This is a genomic window from Pseudomonas sp. TNT2022 ID642 (assembly GCF_028656995.1).
Lineage (GTDB): Bacteria > Pseudomonadota > Gammaproteobacteria > Pseudomonadales > Pseudomonadaceae > Aquipseudomonas.
Map to the genome: position 1 here is coordinate 92,839 of NZ_JAMDGW010000001.1, position 19,374 is coordinate 112,212.

Sequence of the window (19,374 nt, forward strand, 5' to 3'; positions counted from 1 at the left end):
CTGCCGCTGCGTGGGAATGCAGCCCGGGACGCTCCGCGTCCCATCTAAAGCGGACGCAGAGCGTCCAGTGAGGCATTCCCACGCGGAGCATGGGAACGATCATACGGAAGGATATTCGCGGTGCATCTGTTCGAGCAACGCATCCTTGTCCAGCCACAGCTGGTTGATCCAGCCCTGAAACTGCAATCGATACTCGCCGTCCTGATCGTAATTCTTGCCAATGAACTGCTGCGGAATCTTCAGCTCTTCAAAGTGCACCACTACATCGCGCACATTGCCGCAGAGCAAATCCCAGAACCCCGGACGTCCGGCCGGGTAGTGAATCGTCACGTTGACGATCGACTCCAGCTGTTCACCCATCGCATCCAGCACAAAGGCAATGCCGCCCGCTTTGGGCTTGAGCAGATATTTGAACGGTGACTGCTGCTGCGCATGCTTGCCTTCGGTGAAGCGCGTGCCCTCGACGAAGTTGAAAATCCCCACCGGATTATTGCGAAACTTCGCGCAGGTCTTGCGCGTGGTTTCGAGGTCTTTGCCTTTCTTCTCCGGGTGCTTGGCGAGGTAGGCCTTGGAGTAACGCTTCATGAACGGAAAGCCCAGCGCCCACCAGGCCAGACCAATCACCGGGACCCAGATCAGCTCCTGCTTGAGGAAGAATTTCAGCGGCTGAATCCGGCGGTTGAGCACGTACTGCAGCACCAGAATATCGACCCAGCTCTGGTGGTTGCTGGTGATCAGGTACGAGTGCTGATAGTCGAGGCCTTGCAGACCGCTGATGTGCCAGCGCGTGCGCCGCACCAGATTCATCCAGCCCTTGTTGTTGCTGATCCACGCTTCGTGGGTGTGGCTCATCAGCCACAGCGAGGCGCGTCGGGCGAGGTCGAACGGCAGCACTTTGATCAACGCTACGCAGAACAGAAACGAGCACAGCAGAATGGTGTTGAGTGCCAACAGCAGCGAGGCGATCACGCCGCGCAACGGTGCAGGTAGAAAGTCCAGCATTTACACATCCATAGGTCGGTTGGCGGCTTGAATCGCGGTGAGGGCGATGGTGTAGACGATGTCATCGACTTGCGCACCACGCGGCAAGTCATTCACCGGTTTACGCAGGCCTTGCAGCATTGGGCCGAGGCTGACGCAATCAGCGCTCCGTTGCACGGCTTTGTGCGTGGTGTTGCCGGTGTTCAGATCCGGGAACACGAACACGGTGGCGCGTCCGGCCACCTGACTGTTCGGTGCCAGTTGCCGGGCGACTTCGGCGTTGGCCGCGGCGTCGTATTGCAGCGGGCCGTCGATCAGCAGTGAGTGCTGTTGTTCGTGGGCGAGCAGGGTGGCTTCGCGCACTTTCTCGACTTCTTCGCCGGTGGCCGATTCCCCGCTGGAGTAACTGATCATCGCCACGCGCGGGGTGATGCCGAACGCTGCGGCCGAGTCGGCGCTTTGCAGGGCAATCTCGGCCAGTTCGGTGGCGCTTGGATGCGGGTTCATCACGCAGTCGCCGTAGACCAGTACTTCCTCCGGGAAGAGCATGAAGAACACCGACGACACCAGCGTGCAGCCCGGCGCGGTCTTGATCAATTGCAGAGCCGGGCGGATGGTATTGGCGGTGGTGTTGATCACGCCGGAGACCAATCCGTCGACTTCATCCAGCGCGAGCATCATGGTGCCGATCACCACGGTGTCTTCCAGTTGCTGCTCGGCCATTGGCGCATTGAGGCTTTTGGTCTTGCGCAGGGCGACCATCGGCTCGACGTAGCGCTCGCGGATCAGGTCCGGATCGAGAATTTCCAGGCCCGGCGGCAACACGATGCCTTGAGCGCGGGCCACCGCTTCGACGTCCTCCGGTTTGGCCAGCAACACACAGCGGGCAATCCCGCGTTCCTGACAGATCGCCGCCGCTTGCACGGTGAACGGCTCGCTGCCTTCGGGCAGGACGATGCGCTTGTTCGCCGCCTGCGCGCGCTGAATCAACTGATAGCGGAATACTGCCGGCGACAGGCGCATTTCCCGAGGCGTACCACAGCGCTGGTGCAGCCACTTGGCGTCGAGGTGGCTGGCGACGAAGTCGGTGATGATTTCCGCACGTTCGCGGTCGTCGATCGGGATTTCCTTGTTCAGACCATTGAGCAGGTTGGCGGTGTCGTAGGAACCGGTGCTCACCGACAGCACTGGCAAACCGGCCTGCAATGCGCCACGGCACAGATCCATGATGCGCGGATCCGGCAGGGTGTCGCTGGTCAGCAGCAGGCCGGCCAGCGGCACGCCGTTGATCGCCGCGAGGCTGACGGCGAGGATGATGTCGTCGCGATCGCCCGGGGTCACCACCAGCACACCGGGCTTGAGCAGTTCGACGGTGTTGCGCATGGTCCGCGCGCAGATGATGATTTTGGTCATGCGCCGGGTTTCGTAATCACCGGCATTGAGCACTTGCGCGCCCATCAGATCGGCGACGTCGCGGGTGCGCGGTGCGTTGAGTTCCGGCTGATAGGGAATGCAGCCGAGCAAGCGGAAATCACCGCTGCGCAGCAACGGCGAATGTTCCTTCAGACGCGTGGCGAAGGCGTCCATGCTCTCGTCGGTCTTGACCTTGTTGAGGATCACCCCGAGGACTTTCGGGTCTTTCGGCCCGCCAAACAATTGCGCCTGCAATTCAACCCGGCCGGACAGTTCGGCGAGTACTTCGTTTTCCGGCGCCGAGACCAGAATCACCTCGGCATCGAGGCTCTTGGCCAAGTGCAGGTTGACCCGTGCGGCATAACTGGCGCTGCGGGTCGGCACCATGCCTTCGACGACCAGCACGTCTTTGCCAATGGCCGCTTGCTGATACAGAGTGATGATTTCTTCGAGCAGTTCATCGAGCTGACCATCGCCGAGCATCCGCTCGACGTGGGCCAGGCCGAGCGGTTGCGGCGGTTTCAGACCGTGGGTGCGCGCCACCAGTTCGGTGGAACGCTCAGGGCCGGTGTCACCCGGATGCGGCTGCGCAATCGGTTTGAAGAAACCGACTTTCAGCCCGGCGCGCTCAAGCGTACGTACCAGTCCGAGGCTGATGGAGGTCAGACCCACACCAAAATCGGTGGGTGCGATAAAAAAAGTTTGCATGCGAATTCTCTAAAGTTGCATGGCAATGGTGTCAGCTTATGTCTGGCTGACTACCGAAATTCAGTCGCCAAGGTTATCGCTAACCGAGCCTTGTGCGCACCAACCGCAGGCAAAGGGTTGGCCTATTTTTTCAATACGTTGCGCCGCGTCGAGCACCCAGGCGCGTGATTGCCATGGCGGTTGATGGCGCAGGTGCTGGGTGTGGCCACAGGAAAGCTCGGCGACCCAATGACCTTCTTCGTCCTGATGGAAGCCGGTGATCGTCGAAACCCGTTTGTCCGGGTTGTGTTCGCTTTCGCGCGATTGCTTCGCTAAACTTGGCCTTTCTATATTCTTATGCAAAAGGTCTCGCCCCATGCTGATCGCCGCCAATAAGGCTGTCTCCATCGACTATACCCTGACCAACGACGCTGGTGAGGTCATCGACAGCTCCGCCGGCGGCGCTCCGCTGGTCTACCTGCAAGGCGCAGGCAACATCATCCCGGGCCTGGAAAAAGCTCTGGAAGGCAAAGCTGTTGGTGACGAGCTGGAAGTTTCCGTTGAACCGGAAGACGCTTACGGCGAATACGCCGCCGAGCTGGTCAGCACCCTGAGCCGCAGCATGTTCGAAGGCGTTGACGAGCTGGAAGTCGGCATGCAGTTCCACGCTTCGGCGCCGGACGGCCAGATGCAAATCGTCACCATCCGTGACCTCGACGGCGACGACGTAACAGTCGACGGCAACCACCCACTGGCCGGTCAGCGCCTGAACTTCAAAGTGAAGATCGTTGACATCCGTGACGCCAGCCAGGAAGAAATCGCTCATGGCCACGTCCATGGCGAAGGTGGCCATCACCACTGATTTTCTGCGCTAAGCTTCGAGTACTGGAGAGGCGCCTGCGGGCGCCTTTTTAGTCCGCGGCTGTCCTTGGTGACTTCGCCAAGTGGCTGTTTCGAGTAGAACACGGGAATCTTGGAGTTCGTCATGAGTGCTTTTCACGACCTTAAGTTGACAGCCCTGGATGGTCAGGAGCTACCGCTGGCGCCGTTCAAGGGCCAAGTCGTGCTGGTGGTCAACGTCGCCTCCAAATGCGGCTTGACCCCACAGTACGCGGCGCTGGAAAACCTCTATCAGCAGTTCAAAGGCAAAGGCTTCAGTGTGCTGGGCCTGCCGTGCAACCAGTTTGCCGGCCAGGAACCTGGCAGCGAACAGGAAATTCAGGATTTCTGTAGCCTCAACTATGGCGTGACGTTTCCGTTGTCGAGCAAGCTCGAAGTCAACGGTCATGATCGTCATCAGCTCTACCGTCTGCTGGCGGGCGAGGGCGCGGAGTTTCCCGGTGACATCACCTGGAATTTCGAGAAGTTCCTGCTCGGCAAGGACGGCCGTGTGCTGGCCCGGTTCTCTCCGCGCACGGCACCGGATGATCCGACCATTGTGCATGCGATTGAAAAAGCGCTGAGCTGAAACAGCAAGATCAAAAGATCGCAGCCTTCGGCAGCTCCTACAGGTGGCCTCAAAACCCCATGTAGGAGCTGCCGAAGGCTGCGATCTTTTGCTTGGCGTCTTTTAATCCTTAATCACCCAAATCAATAGTGCTGTTCAAAGGGTGCGCGCCTCCATATTATCGCCGTCATAAAGCCTTCTCTGTGGAGCCCTTCGATGCCCGTTCAAGCCTTGTTCAAACCGTTCCACCTCGGTGCCCTCGAACTGCCGACCCGCGTGGTCATGGCACCAATGACCCGCTCGTTTTCCCCGGGCGGCGTGCCTAATTCGAAAGTCATCGAGTACTACCGTCGTCGCGCAGCAGCCGGCGTTGGCCTGATCATCACCGAAGGCACCACCGTCGGCCACATCGCCTCCAACGGTTATCCGAACGTGCCGCAGTTCTTTGGTGACGCGCCATTGGCCGGCTGGAAAAAAGTTGTCGACGCTGTTCACGCTGAAGGCGGCAAGATCGTGCCGCAACTCTGGCACGTGGGTAGCGTACGCCGCATCGGCACCGAGCCGGACGCCAGCGTGCCGGCTTACGGCCCGTCGGAAAAACTCAAGGACGGTCAGGTCGTGGTGCACGGCATGACCAAGCAAGACATCCAGGACGTGATCGCAGCCTTCGCTCAAGCGGCCAAAGACGCACAAAGCATCGGCATGGACGGCGTGGAAATCCACGGTGCGCACGGTTACCTGATCGACCAGTTTTTCTGGGAAGGCAGCAACCAGCGCAGCGACGAATACGGCGGCAGCCTGGCTAACCGTTCGCGTTTCGCCATCGAGCTGATTCAAGCGGTGCGTGCGGCCGTAGGCGAAGGTTTCCCGATCATCTTCCGTTTCTCGCAGTGGAAGCAGCAGGATTACACCGCGCGTCTGGTGCAAACCCCGGAAGCGTTGGGTGAGTTTCTCAAGCCGCTGTCCGACGCTGGCGTGGATATTTTCCACTGCTCGACGCGGCGTTTCTGGGAGCCGGAGTTCGATGGTTCCGAGCTGAACCTGGCAGGCTGGACCCGCAAGCTCACCGGCAAGCCGACCATCACCGTCGGTAGCGTCGGTCTCGATGGTGAGTTTCTGCAATTCATGGTCAACACCGACAAGGTCGCGCAACCGGCCAGTCTGGAAAACCTGCTGGAGCGTTTGAACAAAGAGGAATTTGATCTGGTCGCGGTGGGCCGCGCGCTGCTGGTCGATCCGGACTGGGCGCAGAAAGTCCGCGAAGGGCGTGAGCAGGATATTCTGCCGTTCAGCCGTGAGGCGTTGATGACGCTGGTTTAAGCAGCGCTTTCACTGGCCCCTTCGCGAGCAGGCTCGCTCCCACCGGTATCTCTGGTGTTCACAAAATGTGTGTTCACCGAAGATCCCCTGTGGGAGCGAGCCTGCTCGCGAAAGCGCGTCTAAGGTCAGCAAGGATTCAAGGCAATGTCTGCGCATTCGGGACAACCTGCTCGCCTACACAAGCCCCGCGCAAGTGTTTTTCAAACTGCTCGATAACCGCCGGCCAGCCTTGGCGACTCGCATGCTGCCGCGCATTCAAACGCACGCAACGCAAGGTCTCGTCCTCTTCCAGCAACCACGCCGCCGCCTCGCAAAACGCCTGTTCATCACCGGGCATCGCCAGCACGCCGTTGTAGCCATGGCGAATATGTTGCGCCGCTGCCGCTTGATCGTAAGCCACCACACCGAGGCCCGACGCCAAAGCTTCGAGCACGACATTGCCGAAGGTTTCGGTCAGGCTCGGAAACAGAAATACATCGCCTGATGCGTAGTGCGCCGCCAACGCCTCACCGCGCTGTGCGCCGCAGAAGATTTCCTCGGGCAATTCCTTTTCCAGCGCGAGCCGTTGCGGCCCGTCACCGACCACGATCAGTTTCAGATTACGCTGTGGATAAGTCTCGCGCAGGGTTGCAAAGCTGCGCTTGAGCAGGCCCAGGTTTTTCTCCGGAGCCAAACGTCCTACGTGAATCACGGCGACGTCGCGCTCGCTCAGTCCCCATTGCTCACGCAAGGCATTCAACCGTTTGCTTGGATGAAACAACTGACTGTCCACACCTCGCGACAACAACGCCAACCGCTCGAAATGCCGCCGCTCCAGCTCCAGGCGCTGACTGACACTCGGCACTAACGTCAGCGCCGAGCGATTGTGAAACCAGCGCAGATAGTGCGTGAGCATCCGCGTCAGCAGGCCCAGACCGTACTGACTGGTGTATTGCTGAAAGTTGGTGTGAAACCCGCTGACCACCGAAATGCCCAGACGCCGCGCCGCACGCAGGGCCGATAACCCGAGCGGGCCTTCCGTGGCGATGTACAGCACATCGGGACGCTGACGTTTCCAGCGTCGCAGCAGTTTGTGCATCGACGACTGACCCCATTGCAGCCCCGGATACCCCGGCAGCGGCCAGCCTCGGCACAGCAGAAGCGCATCATCTTCGCTGCGCTGCGGATCACCGGGCTGACGCGGGCGCACCAGTTCCACCTGATGCCCGCGCGCGCGCAGTCCATCGCACAAGCGGCCAAGGGTATTGGCCACGCCGTTGATTTCCGGTGGAAAGGTTTCGCTGATCAGAGTGATGTTTAGAGCTGTCGTCATGGCCTCAGTGTCGGCTGAGGCCATGTCGTGCTTGTGACGTTCGGATGATGGATTTGTGACGCGCCTGGTCAGCGGCCTAGCGTTGCGTTACCAGATTCTCGGCGCCACGCTCACGCACCCAGAACAACGTTGCCCCGGCCACGGCGGCCGGCATCATCAGGATGTTGACCACCGGAATCAGCAGCACCAGGTAGACGATCCCGCCAAAACTCATGCTCTGCCAGCGCTTCTGGCGCAGCCAGGCGAGCATTTCGTTCCAGCCGAGTTTGTGGTTGTCCGCCGGGTAGTCGATGTACTGGATCGCCATCATCCACACACCGAACAGCAGCCACAGTGGCGCGGCGATGATGTTAACCACGGGGATGAACGAGAGGATGAACAGGCCGATGGCGCGGGGCAGGAAGTAACCGAGTTTGCGCATTTCCCGGGCGAGGGTGCGCGGGACCATCGCGATCAATTCTCCCCAACTGAACGCCGGGAAGTCATCAGTGCCGCGCACTACTACTTCGACTTTTTCCGCGAGGAAGCCGTTGAACGGTGCGGCGATCACGTTGGCCAGCATGGTGAAGGTGAAGAACACCATCAACGCCACCAGCACCACAAACAACGGCCAGAGCACGTAGCTGAGGAAACTCAGCCATTCCGGCAGCGACGGCATCAGCGTGTCGACCCACAGGCTGAACTGATGGCCGGCCAGATAGATCAATCCGACGAACAGCACCAGGTTGATCGCCAGCGGCAATAACACGAACAGGCGCAAGCCAGGGCTGAGAACCAGTTTGAGGCCTTCGCGCAGGTATTGCGGGCCGGACAGAACGGGGGCGGGCATAAGGTGCTCCGAGCAAGGGAAAACGCGCCGACCTTACCGACTTTGCCACGGCGGCGAAAGCGCGGTAGAGCGATCGACATTCACTGTAACAAAGACGTCCATCTCGTCAGTGTGTCGGCATAGAGACCACCTATGAGCTGGATTGTTAAACCGTATTTCCTTAATCTTGCCCCCCTCGATACGCTGCACCCAACTTTTTACAGGACTGTCGAGCTCAAGCCTTCCCCAAGGTTTTCCACGGTCCTTTTTTATTCCCGCCGGCAGTCCGGCGATCCGGGCCTGTTTTTCGGCCCGGTCAACAGGAGCAGGTCATGTCTGAAGTCCGTCATTCGCGAGTGATTATTCTCGGTTCCGGCCCTGCCGGTTACAGCGCTGCGGTATACGCGGCCCGCGCCAACCTCAAGCCACTGCTGATCACCGGCATGCAGGCTGGCGGTCAACTGACCACCACCACCGAAGTCGACAACTGGCCGGGCGACGTCCATGGCCTGACCGGTCCTGCACTGATGGAGCGTATGCGCGAGCACGCCGAGCGTTTTGAAACCGAGATCGTTTTCGATCACATCAACGCCGTCGACTTCGCCGCCAAGCCTTACACCCTGACCGGTGACAGCGCGACTTACACCTGCGACGCCCTGATCATCGCCACCGGCGCCAGCGCGCGTTACCTGGGTCTGCCGTCGGAAGAAGCGTTCATGGGCAAAGGCGTTTCGGCCTGCGCGACCTGTGACGGTTTCTTCTATCGCAACAAGCCTGTTGCAGTGGTCGGCGGCGGCAACACTGCCGTTGAAGAAGCGCTGTACCTGGCCAACATCGCCAGCACCGTGACCCTGATCCACCGTCGCGAAACCTTCCGCGCCGAGAAGATCCTGATCGACAAGCTCAACGCTCGCGTCGCCGAGGGCAAGATCATCCTCAAGTTGAACGCCAACCTCGACGAAGTGCTGGGCGACAACATGGGCGTGACCGGTGCGCGTCTGAAGAACAACGACGGCAGCTTCGACGAAATCACCGTCGACGGCGTATTCATCGCCATCGGCCACACCCCGAACACCTCGCTGTTCGAAGGCCAGTTGACCCTGAAAGACGGTTATCTGGTGGTGCACGGCGGCCGTGACGGCAACGCTACCGCGACCAGCGTCGAAGGCATCTTCGCCGCCGGTGACGTGGCTGACCACGTTTACCGCCAGGCGATCACCTCGGCCGGCGCGGGCTGCATGGCGGCACTGGACACCGAGCGTTACCTAGACGGTCTGCAGAACGCTTCGTTCTAAGATTGCAGGCATAAAAAAAACCGGCCAGAGATTGGCCGGTTTTTTTGTGCCCATTATTCACAGCCATCACACATCGAATGTGGGAGCGAGCCTGCTCGCGAAAGCGGTATATCAATCGACATCAATGTTGAATGTCAGTCCGTATTCGCGAGCAGGCTCGCTCCCACAGGGGATTGTGGTTGGCTATGGAATCAGCGGCGGGTCAGGGGCTGGGTGGTGAACTTCACGCCGGCGAGGCCATGCTGGATCAACGCACGAATGTTGCCGTGATCGCTGCCCTCAGGCGTTGCCACTACCGAGCGGTAATGCTCGCCGAACGCCAACAGCGCTTCTTCGTCGCTCAGACCTTCCAGCAACGCCAGACCCAGCGTCTTGCACGAGCCTTCGTTCTGCCCGGCGGCGTTTTCCACGCCACCGTTGTTGAAGGCTTGCGGCTGGTAGTCGTAACCGGCGGCGATGAACGCCAGGGTGTCGGCGAAAGCGTGTTCGCCGCTGTTGAGGCTGGCGCGCAGGGTGTTCAGGTCACTCATGGGTTTTTCCTTTGGCGAACGCCGCTTGCTGGTCGGCGTTGGCTTCTTGCTGATATTGGGCTTTCCACTCGGCGTACGGCATGCCGTAAACCACTTCGCGGGCGTCATCGAGGCTGACCTCGATCTGGCGCTCGTCGGCTTCGGCCTTGTACCACTTCGACAGGCAGTTGCGGCAGAACCCGGCGAGGTTCATCAAGTCGATGTTCTGCACATCCTTGCGGCTGTCCAGGTGGGCGACCAACCGGCGGAAAGCGGCGGCTTCGAGTTCGAGGCGTTGTTGATCAGTCATGGGGGTCTCTGCGAGACAGCTTTGAGCGGCAAGCTTCAAGCTGCAAGATTGGATCGGGGTCGGCCGTTAGCTTACCGCTTGAAGCTTGAAGCTTGAAGCTTGAAGCTTGAAGCTTGAAGCTCAGCGGCTTGCCGCGAGCGTAATCGACACCGATTCGGCAAAACGCAGCGCATGGGGCTTGTCGACTTCGACTTCGGCGTACAGCACCGAACCGTTGCTCATCACCAGATCGAGCAATTCCTGAGTCAGCCGTTCGAGCAGCGCAAAGCGGTTGCCCTCGACGTGCGCGATGATCGCTTTGGTGATGGTGCGGTAATTCAGCGCGTGGTCGATGTCGTTGTCACGCACCGCTTCCTGCGCGGCATACAAAATGGTCAGGTTGATCAGCACATCCTGTTTGTTGAGGATTTCGTCCTCGTTGATCCCGATAAAGGTGCGCAAGCGCAGATCCTTGACCCGGATGCGCGCCATTCCCGGTTGAAGTTGTGACATTTATTTGCTCCGTCCAATCAATTGCAGGAACTCCTGACGGGTGTTGCTCGACTCGCGAAAGGCGCCGAGCATGACCGAGGTGTTCATGGTCGAATTCTGTTTTTCGACACCGCGCATCATCATGCACATGTGTCTGGCCTCAATGACGACCGCGACGCCCGCAGCATCGGTGACTTTTTGCACTGCGTCGGCGATTTGCCGGGTGAGGTTTTCCTGAATCTGCAGGCGCCGGGCGAACATGTCCACCAGTCGCGCGATTTTCGACAGGCCCAGCACCTTGCCTGTCGGAATATAAGCCACATGGGCCTTGCCGATGAAGGGCAGCAGGTGATGTTCGCACAACGAGTACAACTCGATGTCGGCGACGATGATCATCTCGTCGCTGTCCGAGGCAAACAGCGCGCCATTGACGATCTCGTCGACGCTCTGCTCATAGCCATGACACAGGTATTGCATGGCCTTGGCCGCGCGCACTGGCGTATCGAGCAGTCCTTCACGGTCTGGGTCTTCACCAAGGCCGATGAGGATTTCGCGGTAGTTCTCGGGCAGTGAACGGGTCATGGAAATCCTCGCGAATCGGCTTATTTGACGTGCCGTCCGCCGTTGACGGTCAGGGTCGTACCAGTGACATAAGGGTTGTCGAGCAGATAGCGCAGGCTTTGATAGATCACTTCGCTGCCGGGTTCGATGCCCAGCGCGGATTTGGCCAGGGCCTTGGCGCGGTACGCCGCGTCGTCGTCGGGATTGAACAATAGCAGGGCGGGGGCGATGCCGTTGACCTTGATGGCCGGCGCATAGCGGGCGGCGAAGGACAACGTCAGGTTGTCGAGCCCGGCCTTGGTCGCGCAATAGCCGATGTGCTTGCTGCTGCCTTTGCGGGTGACATCGTCGCTGATGTGGATGATGTCGGCGGGCGTCGAGCGTTGCAGCAATTCGCCACAGTGCAGGTTGATCAGGTACGGCGCGAGCATGTGCAGATTGAACATGCGCGTGAAGGCTTCGGCCTCGCTGTCCGGGGTTTCGGCCAGCCACTCGGAAGCATTGTGCACGATGGCGCGCAAGCTCTCGGTGTGGGTTTTCAGTGTTTCGATGAAGGCGAGAATCCCGGCTTCGCTGGAGAAGTCGGCGAACAGGCCGATGGCGCCCAGATCGCGCAGTGTCTGCACGCCGGGGCGTTCGCTACGGTAGGTGAAGATGACGCGATAGCCTTCTTCGAGTAACCGCTGCGCGCAATGCAGGCCGACACGCTGGCCGGCACCGGTGATGAGGATCGGGGCTGAGGAATCAGGCATGAACGGCTCGCATCGCGGTGGGAGCAAAAACTATAACAGCGACGAGCCTGAAAAGATTGCAGCCTGCGGCAGCTCCTACCCTGGTCTGTGTTCAGTCCTGTAGGAGCTGTCGAGTGCAAGGAGGCTGCGATCTTTAATGTTTCTGAGGTGTCGCCGAAACAGGCAGGCGCACCGGGGTGCTGTTCAGCCAGTTCGCCAGCAAGCGCGTCGACAGCGGAATAAAGAAGTAAACCATCAGCGGCGTCAGGCACGCCGTGCTGATCAGTACGCGCGGCAACAAACTCATGTCAGCGAGCAACGGGCCGAGGACAAAGTTGAACAACAGTGACACCGGAAAAAACGCCAGCCAGATCGCGACAGCCTGCTTCCAGCGCGGTGGACGCTGACCGGCGGCGCCGAACCAGCCTTCGATGCCACTGACCCGATGCTCTTTCGGGTGGGCAAACAGATCACTGCCACGGCTCAACCACGCGGTGCGTGAAACCGAATGCTCCCACGCATGCAACGTCTGCTCATCGACAAAGCGGAAAATGATCTGGAATTCGTTATCGCCGGGTGGCGGTGCAAGCACGCCAGAACCCAGGTAACCGGGGAAATCTGTGGCCAGTTGTTCGCCTTCGCGCAGCCAGGCGATCAGATCCTGATAGCGACCATCGGCGACGCGACGCGCTACCATCAGCGTGACGGGGGAAGTAGACATTATGTATCTCCGTATTTCTATTGCGTTGCTCCGGGTAGGAGTTTCGCCTGACGCAGGGCCGGGGTAGAGGCCTGCGTTTTTCAACAAGCAAGGATTATTCCGGTTTTTCACGATTAAACCAGCGACTTTCGTCGCATTTCATCACTTGAAACCGATCGGGGCATAAGCGTTAGAATGGGATCCAATTGAACCGACATGGAAGTTGAGCGCCATATGCCTGTGATCACCGACGCAAGCCCTGCTTTGGAGGCATCTGTCGCGCTTGAGCGCGCCGATCTGTTCCCGATCCGCGAGGTTGCGCGCCTCACCGGTGTAAACCCGGTGACCTTGCGCGCCTGGGAGCGCCGCTATGGTTTGATTCAGCCGACACGCACCGAAAGTGGGCATCGGCTCTATTCGATGACCGATATCGAGCGGGTGCGCAGCATCGTCGACTGGATTGATCGCGGTGTCGCCGTGAGCAAAGTCGGCAAGATCCTCGCCAAGACCGAACCGATGAAAGTGCTGGCGCACATCATCCCCGATGATCTGGTGCAGGCTGATTACCTGCAGTGGCAGGAACAGATTCAGCAGGCGGTCAGCGCATTCGATGATCAGCAACTGGACCGCGTCTATGGCCAGATTTTCTCTTGTTACTCATTGCCGGTGGTGTTTCAGGACATCCTCATGCCGCTGTGGCTGCAATTGTTGCAGCGCCAGGAGGCGTTCGGGCAAACCAGCGAATGGCTGTTCTTCGATGGATTCCTGCGGGCGCGGGTGTTGCAACGGATCGTCATGCTGCGTGGCACCCAACCGCGCCGTGTGATCGTCAGCGCGCTGGCCGGGCAATGTCGAGAGCTGGAGTTGCTGGTGGCGGCGCTGTTTCTCAGCGACAGCAATTCCGGTGTTCGCGTGCTGACGACAGGTCAGCCGTTCGATGAGCTGACGTTGGTGTGCGAAAAGATCAAACCTGATGCACTCGTCCTGTTTTCCAATCACGCGCCCAGCACCGAATTGCCTCGACGTCTGAACCGGTTGGCGTTGAGCCTCGATTGTCAGTTGATGCTGGCGGGCGATGCTTCAGATCTGGCGCAGGACAGCCTGGCCGGATCCTCTGTTGCTTGTCTGGGCAATGAAGGGGCGAACATGCGTCAGCGCATGTTGCAGTTTCTGGCCGGCAATCTGGATACCTGAAACTCAGGTGTGAAGGGCGGGATGCGTGAGGCGATGTTGCTGCAGGATGAACTGGCGCAGGCGCTCGGTTTCATCGGTGTCGGTCTGGCTCAGTTCGTAGGCGTAGAAACCGCTCTCGGTTTCCCGTTCGAAATTGCCGCGCAGTGAAATCCGCTCGTAACCCGAAGGGCTGAACCACAACGCGAAATGCTTGGGTGGTTTGGTCTTGTTGCGTACTTCCAGCAACACGCCTTTGTGCGAAACCTCGTGGACCCACAACGTGCCCGGCTGACCCTTGGCGTTTTCCAGGGCTACCGGCTCTTCGAGAGTCAGTCGCCATGGCCGCACCATCGGGCCGTCTTCATAAATGCTTGGCACGCCGAGGCGCAGATGCAGCGCGTGAAACTCGTCCTCCACCAGATGCAACGGAAAGGTCATCTGCTGATTTTCGAAGTTGGCCTGAATGGTCACTTGTTCATGAGCGGCCAGGCGCGTGAGCAAATCACGGATCTGCGAACCGCCATTAACCAGCAGACTCGACGTCGCATCCCGCACGTTCAGTTGCGGGTTGTGCTGCATGGTCTGGATGAAATCCAGCTCATCCTGAGTGAGGAGGGCGTCGCGCTGCATGGCTAACTCGAAAGATATAGATACAAAGTCATTGGTGATTGTAGTTAATGACACTTAGTTCGCGATTTTGTTTTGACCGTTTGTCGCTTTCAGTGCAGCCAATTCTGCTTTGAGGGCAGCGACTTCAGCTTCCAGTTGAACAACGCGCTGTTGCGCCTTGACCTGAACGGTGACGTCCTTCTGCACGCCAACGAAATACGTTTGCCCGTCGTCAACGTTTTTCACCGTCGAAATCGACAGTTCATTCCAGAACGGCGTACCGTCCTTGCGATAGTTGCGCAGGATTTCCCGGCACGAGCCGCCGTTATCCAGCGTTTCGCGAATCAGTTTCAGGCTGTCCTGATCTCGGTCTCCAGACTGCAGAAAGCGGCAGTCCTGATAGAGGATTTCCTCACTGGTGTAGCCGGTCAGTCGTTCAAAGGCCGGGTTCACATAGATCAGGATATCGTTCTGTTCACCTTCCTTTTCGGCGACCACGATGCCGTCATTCGACGCGTTGATCACCATTTGCAGCAGGCTGGCGTTGATCATCTTTGAATCCTTTCAGAGTTGTCAGTGGCACGCATTCTAGAAGAACCGTAGGCGCTGTCTACTGGCCATTACCGCCAATTGAGATCCAATCGCAGCTTTGCGCTGGAGGCTGTTACTATCGCCGCTCTTTTTTTCAGTTTCAGGATCAGATTGATGAAAGTCGCCATCCTCTCCGGTTCGGTCTACGGCACCGCCGAAGAAGTCGCCCGTCACGCCCAGAACCTGTTGAAAGCCGCCGGCTTCGAAACCTTCTACAACTCGCGTGCGAGCCTCGCCGACATTCAGGCGTTCGGCCCCGAAGCATTGCTCGCAGTGACCTCGACCACCGGCATGGGCGAATTGCCCGACAACCTGCAACCGCTGTATTCGGCGATTCGCGACCAGTTGCCAGCGGCATTGCTCGGTTTGCCGGGCGCAGTGATTGCCTTGGGCGACGCCAGTTATGGCGACACCTTCTGCGGCGGTGGCGAGCAAATGCGGGAACTGTTTGGCGAACTGGGCGTACGTGAAGTGCAAGAGATGCTGCGCATCGACGCCAGCGAAAGCGTCACCCCGGAAACCGACGCCGAGCCTTGGCTGGCGCAGTTGATCGAAGCCCTCAAGGGCTGATCCCGCGCTCGCGCAACAGCGCCAGCCATGCCTGTGCCGCTTTCGACAGATAGGCGCCGCGACGCCAGATGAAGGCGATGTCCCAACGCAGATAGTCCGGCGCGCGCAAGGTCAGGCGAACCACGCCTGGCCGTACCAGTCCGCGTGCGACCACGCTGGGCAACAGCACCACGCCTTGCCCGGCGGCGACCAGCGCCGCAAGAAAATCGGCCTGACCGCTGCGTCCGCCTTCCTTCGGCGTGAAGCCCATTTGCTGGCATGCCTGCAGCAAGCGGTCGTTGAGCACGAAGCTGCGCTGATAGAGCAGAAAGGGCGTCTCGGCCAACTCCTCCAGACCGATCTCACCCCGCTCGGCCAGTGGATGATCCACCGGTAGCAGGGCGTCGAGTGGCTCATCGCAAAACGGCTGACAGTCGAATTGCGGATCCTTTGGCAACAGACTGCCGCCCAACTCCAGTTCGCCGCTCAGCACAGCCTGCTCGATATTGCGGCTACCGCCCTCGAGCAACTGGATACTGATATTCGGATAGCGCCGCCGGTATTCAGCAAACAGTTCGGCGAATAGCGCGTCGCTGCCGAGTAATGGCAGGCCGAGGCGCAGCTCTCCACGAGCTATATGACTGAGGTCGTCCAGCTCCGCGAGCAGTTCGTTGCGCAAACGCAGCATGCCCTCGGCCCGTTGCAATACCACGCTGCCCGCGGCGGTCAGGCGCAATTGCGAGCCGAGCCGTTCGAGCAAGGGTGTGCCGAGACTCTGCTCAAGTTGCGCGATCTGTTTGCTGACCGCTGATTGACTGATGTGCAGGGTTTTTGCGGCCTGGGTGAAACCGCCCTGATGCATGACTTCGACAAAACTGCGCAGCTGTTTGAATTCCATTGCCTGATTCCATTTTGGAATGGCTTTGAGTCTAACAATTCGCTTCGGCGATGGCAGGGTGCTTCGTAAAATAAGCCCCTGTCAGGAGCAAAATCATGAACGCCGTCACCCTCAAGCACCTTTCTCGTTTATTCGCCGAACTCGCGGTACTGCTCGGTCTCTACCTGCTCGGCTGCCAACTGGCGGCCTGGCTGGTGTGGCCAATCCCCGGCGGCGTCATCGGTATGGCGCTGTTGCTGCTGGCATTTGCCTTTGGCTGGGTCAAACCGGCAGCCCTGCAAATGGGCGCGGGACTGCTGATGGCCGAGATGCTGTTGTTCTTCATCCCGGCGCTGATGAGTCTGCTCGATTACGGCGCGCTGTTGCGCAATGACGGCTGGCGGATCTTGTTGGTGATTGCTGCCAGCACCTTGATGGTGATGCTGGTAACGGCGTTCACCGTCGAGCTTGCGGTGCGCATGAGGCGGTCCCATGAAGCTTGAATGGATGCCGATGTTCTGGCTGGCCTTCACCCTGTTGGCGTATCTGTTCAGCCGCTGGTTGTATCGGCGCACCGGGCGCTACGTCTTGTCACCATTGATTCTGGTGCCGGCGTTGCTGCTGGCGCTCGCCGTGCCCCTGCACACTGCCTATGCCGAATATTCCAGCAACACCCACTGGCTGATGCTGGTACTCGGCCCGGTCACCGTGGCTTTTGCCGTGCCGATCTGGCAGCAACGCCGTTTGTTGATGCGGCACTGGTCGGCACTCCTGCTGGGGATGATTGCCGGCAGCGCAGCGTCGATCGGCACGTCCTTCGGATTGGCCAAGGCGCTGGCGCTCGACAGCTCCGTGACGATGTCACTGGTGCCGCGCTCGATCACCACGCCATTCGCCATGCCGCTGGCGCAAAATCTCGGCGGTGTGCCGGAATTGACGGCAGTCTTCGTGATGTTCACCGGTGTGTTTGGCGCGATGCTCGGCGGCATGTTGTTGAAGTGGTTGCCGCTACGCAGTGCCTTGGCCCGCGGTGCGCTGTTCGGGGTTGGCGCGCATGGCGCCGGGGTCAGTCGCGCCCATGAAGTGGGCGGCGAAGAAGGTTCGGTCGCCGGGCTGGTGATGGTCTTGACCGGGTTGCTCAATCTGTTTGCCGCGCCTTTGTTGGCGTCGTTGCTTTGACATGGATCCAAGCTGTTTGCATCGCTGACTCGGTCAGTCATCAAGCTGGCTGCCAATGCAACTACGCGATCCTCTGCGCCTGACTAGACTGCTGACACGAGCAGAACAATAAGAACGCAGAGGTGCATACAGTGAGCGTAGCCCCCGTCCAATCGTCCCTTAATGTCAAAGACCAGGTCAGCGCCGCAGAGTGGCAGGCCCGTGTCGATCTCGCCGCTTGTTATCGTCTGGTCGCGCTGCATGGCTGGGACGATCTGATTTTCACGCATATTTCCGCCAAGGTGCCGGGCACCGAAGATTTCCTGATCAATCCGTTCGGTCTGATGTTCCATGAGATCACCGCGTCGAGCCTGGTGAAAGTCGATCAGGCCGGCAACAAACTCATGGACAGCCCTTACGAAATCAACCCCGCCGGCTACACCATCCACAGCGCCGTGCACGAAGTGCGGCACGATGTGGTTTGCGTGCTGCATACGCACACCGCTTCCGGTGTCGCGGTGTCGGCGCAAAAGCAGGGTGTGTTGCCGATCAGTCAGCAGTCGCTGTTCGTGCTCTCGAGCCTGGCTTATCACGCCTATGAAGGGGTGGCGCTGAACCACGAAGAGAAAGCGCGCCTGCAGGCCGACCTTGGCGAGAACAATTTCCTGATGCTGCACAACCACGGTCTGCTGACCTGTGGCGGCACCATCGCCGACACGTTTCTGATGATGTTCACCTTCCAGCGCGCCTGCGACATTCAGGTCATGGCGCAAACCGGTGGCGCTGAACTCATCGCCATCGAACCGCAAATTCTGGCGGGCGCCAAAGCGATGATCGCCGGCGTCACCAAAAGTGCTCAAGGCATGGGTGGTGCGCTGGCCTGGCCGGCGTTGCTGCGCAAACTCGATAAACAAGACCCCGGATATAAACTCTAATGCCTCTTGCCGAGATTCCTCTGTGTGTCTGGCGCAAACGCAGCCAGACGTTTGTCTTTCGTGGCCAGCCGATCCGTTACTGGACGGCCGGGCAGGGTGAGCCGCTGCTGCTGATCCACGGTTTCCCGACCGCCAGTTGGGATTGGCATTACCTGTGGCAACCACTGGCCCAGCGTTATCGCGTGATTGCCTGTGACATGCTCGGCTTTGGCGATTCGGCGAAACCGCTCAATCACACGTACAGCCTGCTGGAACAGGCTGATCTACAGCAGGCGTTGCTCGCGCATCTGCAGGTCGAACAACCCGTGCATGTGCTGGCGCATGATTACGGTGACAGCGTTGCGCAGGAACTGCTCGCCCGGCACTACGAAGACAAGATCGAGGTCGCCAGTTGCGTGTTTCTCAACGGTGGATTGTTCCCGGAAACTCATCGTCCCGTGTTGATGCAGAAACTCCTGCTCAGCCCGTTGGGCTGGATGATCGGTCGTGCGTTCACTCGCGATGCGCTGGTGAAAAGCTTCCGGCAGATCTTCGGTCCGCAAACCCGGCCGAGCGAAAGCGAACTGGATGATTTCTGGAGCCTGGTCGACAGCAATCGCGGGCCTCGGATCATGCATAAATTGATCAGCTACATTCCCGAACGCCGGGTGCAGCGTGATCGCTGGGTGACGGCGATGCAGCGCGGCGAAATCCCGTTACGGGTGATCGATGGCGAAGTCGATCCGATTTCCGGGGCGCACATGGTCGAGCGTTACCGTGAATTGATCCCCGACGCCGACACGGTGTTGCTGCCGGGCATCGGCCACTATCCACAGACCGAAGCGCCGGTACAGGTGCTCAAGCATTACCTGGAGTTTCGTGAGCGGTTTGTATTGCCGCCGCGCAAAGTCGCCTGCTCCTGAAGATCAAAAGATCGCAGCCTGCGGCAGCGCCTACA

General features: G+C 59.5%; 24 protein-coding genes. 10 read left to right on the forward strand and 14 right to left on the reverse strand.

Annotated elements, in window-relative coordinates; translation table 11 throughout:
• Window positions 1-99 precede the first annotated feature (99 nt).
• The 3 genes from M5G26_RS00420 to M5G26_RS00430 are packed head-to-tail and all read right to left on the reverse strand — an operon-like array spanning window position 100 to window position 3,489.
• The gene (locus M5G26_RS00420; RefSeq protein WP_034154496.1) at window positions 100-1,002 is read right to left on the reverse strand and encodes an acyltransferase; all 903 of its coding nucleotides are present in this window, start codon (window positions 1,000-1,002) and stop codon (window positions 100-102) included.
• The gene (pta, locus tag M5G26_RS00425; RefSeq protein WP_150730088.1) at window positions 1,003-3,102 is read right to left on the reverse strand and encodes a phosphate acetyltransferase; all 2,100 of its coding nucleotides are present in this window, start codon (window positions 3,100-3,102) and stop codon (window positions 1,003-1,005) included.
• Between the two features lie 60 nt (window positions 3,103-3,162).
• Window positions 3,163-3,489 carry a DUF3565 domain-containing protein gene (locus M5G26_RS00430; protein ID WP_080750706.1) on the reverse strand — a complete coding sequence of 109 codons (327 nt, stop codon included), beginning with the start codon at window positions 3,487-3,489 and terminating at the stop codon, window positions 3,163-3,165.
• Here M5G26_RS00430 and M5G26_RS00435 point away from each other — a divergent pair.
• The 3 genes from M5G26_RS00435 (at window position 3,458) to M5G26_RS00445 (ending at window position 5,848) form a co-directional block, all read left to right on the forward strand.
• Window positions 3,458-3,943 (forward strand): FKBP-type peptidyl-prolyl cis-trans isomerase, encoded by a 486-nt coding sequence (locus tag M5G26_RS00435; RefSeq protein WP_007912368.1) that lies wholly within the window; start codon window positions 3,458-3,460, stop codon window positions 3,941-3,943. The genes M5G26_RS00430 and M5G26_RS00435 overlap by 32 nt on opposite strands.
• Before the next feature lie 123 nt (window positions 3,944-4,066).
• On the forward strand, window positions 4,067-4,549 hold the full coding sequence (locus tag M5G26_RS00440) for a glutathione peroxidase (protein WP_095119462.1): 483 nt from the start codon (window positions 4,067-4,069) through the stop codon (window positions 4,547-4,549).
• A gap of 195 nt (window positions 4,550-4,744) precedes the next feature.
• On the forward strand, window positions 4,745-5,848 hold the full coding sequence (locus tag M5G26_RS00445) for an NADH:flavin oxidoreductase (protein ID WP_007912361.1): 1,104 nt from the start codon (window positions 4,745-4,747) through the stop codon (window positions 5,846-5,848).
• A 136-nt stretch (window positions 5,849-5,984) separates the two neighbouring features.
• Here M5G26_RS00445 and M5G26_RS00450 read toward each other — a convergent pair whose 3' ends face one another.
• Entirely contained in the window at window positions 5,985-7,184 is a 1,200-nt protein-coding gene (locus M5G26_RS00450) for a glycosyltransferase family 4 protein (RefSeq protein WP_273914180.1), read from the reverse strand.
• A gap of 52 nt (window positions 7,185-7,236) precedes the next feature.
• Window positions 7,237-7,989 (reverse strand): sulfate transporter CysZ, encoded by a 753-nt coding sequence (gene cysZ / locus M5G26_RS00455; RefSeq protein ID WP_038357552.1) that lies wholly within the window; start codon window positions 7,987-7,989, stop codon window positions 7,237-7,239.
• Between the two features lie 311 nt (window positions 7,990-8,300).
• On the opposite strand from cysZ, the gene trxB reads away from it, so the two are divergent.
• The gene (trxB, locus tag M5G26_RS00460) at window positions 8,301-9,263 is read left to right on the forward strand and encodes a thioredoxin-disulfide reductase (protein WP_134174636.1); all 963 of its coding nucleotides are present in this window, start codon (window positions 8,301-8,303) and stop codon (window positions 9,261-9,263) included.
• 191 nt (window positions 9,264-9,454) lie between these two features.
• On the opposite strand, the gene M5G26_RS00465 is transcribed toward trxB, so the two are convergent.
• The 6 genes from M5G26_RS00465 to M5G26_RS00490 all read right to left on the reverse strand — a co-directional run bounded on the left by M5G26_RS00465 (window position 9,455) and on the right by M5G26_RS00490 (window position 12,566).
• A complete protein-coding gene (locus M5G26_RS00465) occupies window positions 9,455-9,793 on the reverse strand; it encodes a HopJ type III effector protein (protein WP_134174640.1) in 339 nt (112 codons plus the stop codon).
• Window positions 9,786-10,082 carry a DUF1244 domain-containing protein gene (locus tag M5G26_RS00470; RefSeq protein ID WP_016987026.1) on the reverse strand — a complete coding sequence of 99 codons (297 nt, stop codon included), beginning with the start codon at window positions 10,080-10,082 and terminating at the stop codon, window positions 9,786-9,788. Before M5G26_RS00470 ends, M5G26_RS00465 begins: the two co-directional genes overlap by 8 nt.
• Before the next feature lie 120 nt (window positions 10,083-10,202).
• On the reverse strand, window positions 10,203-10,574 hold the full coding sequence (gene folX, locus M5G26_RS00475; protein ID WP_103305134.1) for a dihydroneopterin triphosphate 2'-epimerase: 372 nt from the start codon (window positions 10,572-10,574) through the stop codon (window positions 10,203-10,205).
• Entirely contained in the window at window positions 10,575-11,135 is a 561-nt protein-coding gene (gene folE, locus M5G26_RS00480) for a GTP cyclohydrolase I FolE (protein WP_273914181.1), read from the reverse strand.
• Between the two features lie 20 nt (window positions 11,136-11,155).
• Entirely contained in the window at window positions 11,156-11,866 is a 711-nt protein-coding gene (folM, locus tag M5G26_RS00485) for a dihydromonapterin reductase (protein ID WP_273914182.1), read from the reverse strand.
• A 133-nt stretch (window positions 11,867-11,999) separates the two neighbouring features.
• Window positions 12,000-12,566 (reverse strand): antibiotic biosynthesis monooxygenase, encoded by a 567-nt coding sequence (locus M5G26_RS00490; protein ID WP_038357558.1) that lies wholly within the window; start codon window positions 12,564-12,566, stop codon window positions 12,000-12,002.
• 213 nt (window positions 12,567-12,779) lie between these two features.
• On the opposite strand from M5G26_RS00490, the gene M5G26_RS00495 reads away from it, so the two are divergent.
• Entirely contained in the window at window positions 12,780-13,739 is a 960-nt protein-coding gene (locus tag M5G26_RS00495) for a MerR family transcriptional regulator (RefSeq protein WP_273914183.1), read from the forward strand.
• A 3-nt stretch (window positions 13,740-13,742) separates the two neighbouring features.
• Here M5G26_RS00495 and M5G26_RS00500 read toward each other — a convergent pair whose 3' ends face one another.
• Window positions 13,743-14,348: a hypothetical protein gene (locus M5G26_RS00500; protein WP_016987019.1), complete on the reverse strand. Its 606-nt coding sequence runs from the start codon at window positions 14,346-14,348 to the stop codon at window positions 13,743-13,745.
• Window positions 14,349-14,402: 54 nt separating this feature from the next.
• Entirely contained in the window at window positions 14,403-14,879 is a 477-nt protein-coding gene (locus M5G26_RS00505; RefSeq protein WP_273914184.1) for a PAS domain-containing protein, read from the reverse strand.
• Between the two features lie 153 nt (window positions 14,880-15,032).
• On the opposite strand from M5G26_RS00505, the gene M5G26_RS00510 reads away from it, so the two are divergent.
• Window positions 15,033-15,488 (forward strand): flavodoxin, encoded by a 456-nt coding sequence (locus tag M5G26_RS00510; RefSeq protein WP_102900668.1) that lies wholly within the window; start codon window positions 15,033-15,035, stop codon window positions 15,486-15,488.
• On the opposite strand, the gene M5G26_RS00515 is transcribed toward M5G26_RS00510, so the two are convergent.
• Entirely contained in the window at window positions 15,478-16,365 is an 888-nt protein-coding gene (locus M5G26_RS00515) for a LysR family transcriptional regulator (RefSeq protein WP_273914186.1), read from the reverse strand. The two genes, M5G26_RS00510 and M5G26_RS00515, sit on opposite strands and share 11 nt — an antisense overlap.
• Window positions 16,366-16,460: 95 nt before the next feature.
• Here M5G26_RS00515 and M5G26_RS00520 point away from each other — a divergent pair, with 95 nt between their 5' ends.
• The 4 genes from M5G26_RS00520 to M5G26_RS00535 all read left to right on the forward strand — a co-directional run bounded on the left by M5G26_RS00520 (window position 16,461) and on the right by M5G26_RS00535 (window position 19,339).
• On the forward strand, window positions 16,461-16,847 hold the full coding sequence (locus tag M5G26_RS00520; RefSeq protein WP_273914187.1) for a CidA/LrgA family protein: 387 nt from the start codon (window positions 16,461-16,463) through the stop codon (window positions 16,845-16,847).
• Entirely contained in the window at window positions 16,837-17,523 is a 687-nt protein-coding gene (locus M5G26_RS00525; protein ID WP_273914188.1) for an LrgB family protein, read from the forward strand. The genes M5G26_RS00520 and M5G26_RS00525 overlap by 11 nt, the downstream gene beginning before the upstream one ends.
• Window positions 17,524-17,654: 131 nt before the next feature.
• The gene (locus tag M5G26_RS00530; RefSeq protein WP_134174652.1) at window positions 17,655-18,437 is read left to right on the forward strand and encodes a class II aldolase/adducin family protein; all 783 of its coding nucleotides are present in this window, start codon (window positions 17,655-17,657) and stop codon (window positions 18,435-18,437) included.
• Window positions 18,437-19,339 carry an alpha/beta fold hydrolase gene (locus M5G26_RS00535; RefSeq protein WP_134174654.1) on the forward strand — a complete coding sequence of 301 codons (903 nt, stop codon included), beginning with the start codon at window positions 18,437-18,439 and terminating at the stop codon, window positions 19,337-19,339. The genes M5G26_RS00530 and M5G26_RS00535 overlap by 1 nt, the downstream gene beginning before the upstream one ends.
• Window positions 19,340-19,374: the final 35 nt, after the last annotated feature.